The following is a 3,655-nucleotide window of genomic DNA, read 5'->3' as shown; positions in this document are numbered from 1 at the left end:
CTGGCCGCGCCGGCGAACAGGCCGATCAGCGACGGCACATGGCCGAGGTCGGCGGCCAGGTCGAGATCGCGACCCAGGATCGCCGGGCCTTCGACGTCGGCCAGGTGGGCGAGCGCGAGCGGCAGCAGCAGAAGGGCCGCGAGCCAGCGCAGCGTGGCCGGCCACCGCCGTCCTGCGAGCGGCGCCAGGGAAATGAGCGCCACCAGCACCAGCAGTTCGACCGGCAGGCGCGGGTCGAGCGACGGCGAGCGTCCGATGCGGCTGGCGGTGACCGCGAACAAGGCGAACGGCAAGATCAGGCCGGCGACAAGGGCGAGGACGGCCCGCGGGACGTTCGCGGCCCGTCGTCGGATGCGTATCGGTTTCAAGATGCTCTCCCCCGGGCAGTCCCATTCTTCGCTGCAATGGCACGCCTTGCGATAGCGCAAAGCAGGGGGGCCGGGGAACGTGTCAGATCGTCTTGCGGCGGTCGGGCCGGGCGCCCATATCCAGGTCCAGGTCGGCCGTGCACCGTTTCGAGGTGGCGGCCTGCATTGGTGCGCTTCGGGCACCGGAAGGAGACGGTATGAATATCGAAAAGTTCACGGAGAGATCCCAGGGCTTCATTCAGGCTGCGCAGGGCCTGGCACAGCGGCGCAACCATCAGCGCCTGATGCCCGACCATCTGCTGAAGATCCTGCTGGATGACAAGGAAGGCTTGGCCGCCAACCTCATCCGCAGTGCCGGCGGCGATCCGGCCGCCGCCCTGCGTTCGGTCGAGGCGACGCTCGACAAGCTGCCGCGCATCGAGGGCGCCGGCGCCGGCCAGGTCTATCTCGGTCCCGAACTCGCCCGCGCGCTCGACGGCGCAGAGGAGCAGGCGAAGAAGGCGGGCGACAGCTTCGTCACCGCCGAGCGCATGCTGCTGGCACTCGCCGTCGCGCCGGGTAGTGCGGCCGATGCGCTGAAAAGCGCCGGCATCACCCCGCAGACCCTCAACCATGCGATCGACCAGATCCGCCAGGGCCGGCCCGCGGATTCGTCAAACGCCGAAGCCGGCTACGACGCGCTCAAGAAATATGGTCGCGACCTGACCCAGGCCGCGCGCGACGGCAAGCTCGACCCGGTCATCGGCCGCGACGAGGAGATCCGCCGCACCATCCAGGTGCTGGCACGCCGGACCAAGAACAATCCGGTGCTGATCGGCGAGCCCGGCGTCGGCAAGACCGCGATCATCGAGGGCCTGGCGCTGCGCATTGCCCATGGCGACGTGCCCGAGGGGCTGAAGGACAAGAAGCTGGTCTCGCTCGACCTTGGTTCGATGATCGCCGGTGCGAAATACCGCGGCGAGTTCGAGGAGCGGCTGAAGGCCGTGCTGGCCGAGATCTCGCACGAGGCGGGCCGCATCATCCTGTTCATCGACGAACTGCATACGCTCGTCGGCGCCGGCAAGGCGGACGGCGCCATGGACGCGTCGAACATGCTGAAGCCGGCCCTCGCACGCGGCGAACTGCATTGCGTCGGCGCCACCACGCTCGATGAGTTTCGCAAGCATATCGAGAAGGACGCCGCACTCGCCCGGCGCTTCCAGCCGGTGTTCGTGGCCGAGCCGACCGTGGTCGACACGATCTCGATCCTGCGCGGGCTCAAGGAGAAGTACGAGCTGCATCATGGCGTGCGCATCACCGACGGCGCGATCGTGGCGGCGGCGACCCTGTCGAACCGCTACATCACCGACCGGTTCCTGCCGGACAAGGCGATCGATCTGGTCGACGAGGCCGCCTCGCGCCTGCGCATGGAGGTCGATTCCAAGCCGGAGAACATCGACGAGCTGGACCGGCGCATCGTCCAACTGAAGATCGAGCGCGAGGCGCTCGCGCGCGAACCCGATCCGGCCTCCCAGGAACGGCTCGGCCGGCTCGAGGGCGAATTGGCCGAGCTCGTGGAGCGCAGCGCCGGCCTGACCGCGCAATGGCAGGCCGAGAAGGACAAGCTCGCCGGTGCCAGCCGCCTCAAGGAACAGCTGGACCAGGCGCGCACCCAGCTCGAACAGGCCCAGCGTCAGGGCGACTGGGCAAAGGCGGGGGAGCTGACCTATGGCCGCATTCCGGCCCTGGAGACGCAAATCAAGGAAGCGGAGACCCAGGGCGGCGACAAGATGCTGGAACAGGCGGTGACCGAGCAGCATATCGCCGGCATCGTCTCGCGCTGGACCGGCATTCCGGTCGACCGCATGCTGGCCGGCGAGCGCGAGAAGCTGCTCGCCATGGAGAGCGAGCTCGAAAAGCGTGTGGTCGGCCAGGACGAGGCGGTCGTCGCGGTCTCGAACGCCGTGCGCCGGGCGCGTGCCGGCCTGCAGGACCCGAACCGGCCGATCGGCTCGTTCCTGTTCCTGGGGCCGACCGGCGTCGGCAAGACCGAGCTGACCAAGGCGTTGGCCTCGTTCCTGTTCGACGACGATCAGGCGCTGCTGCGCATCGACATGTCGGAATATATGGAGAAGCACGCGGTCGCCCGGCTGATCGGAGCGCCGCCGGGTTACGTCGGCTATGATGAGGGCGGCGCGCTGACCGAGGCGGTGCGGCGGCGGCCCTACCAGGTGATCCTGTTCGACGAGGTTGAGAAGGCGCATCCGGACGTGTTCAACATCCTTCTCCAGGTGCTGGACGACGGCCGCCTGACCGACGGGCAGGGGCGGACGGTGGATTTCCGCAACACGCTCATCGTGCTGACCTCGAACCTCGGCAGCGAGATCATCGCGGCCCATCCCGAAGGGACGGCGATCGACAGCATCCGGGCCGAGGTGATGGAGGCGGTGCGGGCATCGTTCCGGCCGGAATTCCTCAACCGGCTGGACGAGGTGCTGCTGTTCCGCCGCCTGTCGCGCGACGATATGGGGTCGATCGTCGACATCCAGATCGCGCGCCTGGAAAGCCTGCTGCAGGACCGTCACCTGACGCTCGAACTGGAGCCGAGCGGCAAGGAATGGCTGGCCCAGGAGGGCTACGATCCGGTCTATGGCGCGCGGCCGCTGAAGCGCGTCATTCAGCGGGAATTGCAGAACCGGTTGGCGCAGATGATCCTCGACGGCTCGCTCGGCGAGGGCGACATCATCAAGGTGACCGGCGACCGGATGGGCCTGAAGCTCGAGGAAATCCGAGGCGCCGCCTAGGGTTTTCTCGAAGCGTCGCCACGGCTGATGGCGAGTCGGAGCCGCCAACGCGCATGCATCGGCGGCTCCGAATGCGTCAATCCCCGCTTCATGCATCGAAGGTCTGCGCCTCGATGTGTCACTATGGGGTAGACGGCAAGGGTGGGAGCCGTCATATTCCTTTCATCAATGACGCGCTGACGCGGTTGCCCAGGACCTGGGAGTGATCCCCGGTCCTCTTCTTTTCGTCTCTAAACAGTCGAAAAGACGACGGCAAAAGAAACCGAAAAAAGCGTGTTGACATGATGATCTGGCGGGAATAGAAACCGCCTCCGCCGACGAGATCCGGTGCTGCTGCAAAGCAGAGACGGATGGATGCGACGGGTTGTTATTTGACATTGTTGGAACTGGAAGGGATGCGCAGGCGGCGGCGTGTGGGAACACGCGACGTTTTGGATGCGCATTCTTGGTAAGCCAAGTGATGTAATGCAGTCGGATCGGAGCAGGGCTTTGATTGATGGTTTC

General features: G+C 66.5%; 2 protein-coding genes. One reads left to right on the top strand and one right to left on the bottom strand.

What is annotated here, in order from left to right; genetic code table 11:
* Positions 1-368: hypothetical protein (locus VGV37_RS24595; RefSeq protein WP_326882433.1), on the bottom strand; the 368-nt coding region annotated here is incomplete at its 3' end.
* Between the two features lie 197 nt (positions 369-565).
* Between VGV37_RS24595 and clpB the strand changes: the two genes are divergently transcribed.
* Entirely contained in the window at positions 566-3,151 is a 2,586-nt protein-coding gene (gene clpB, locus VGV37_RS24590; RefSeq protein ID WP_326882432.1) for an ATP-dependent chaperone ClpB, read from the top strand.
* Positions 3,152-3,655 lie beyond the last annotated feature (504 nt).

Source organism: Aliidongia sp. (genome assembly GCF_035943795.1).
Taxonomy (GTDB): Bacteria; Pseudomonadota; Alphaproteobacteria; order ATCC43930; family CGMCC-115725; genus Aliidongia.
Note: the sequence above shows the minus strand (reverse complement) of the source record. Positions and strands in the feature narration are given on the sequence as shown.

Bases quoted from the DNA above. Each gene is read 5' to 3' on its own strand.
- clpB (WP_326882432.1), top strand. From the start codon at position 566: ATGAATATCGAAAAGTTCACGGAGAGATCCCAGGGCTTCATTCAGGCT.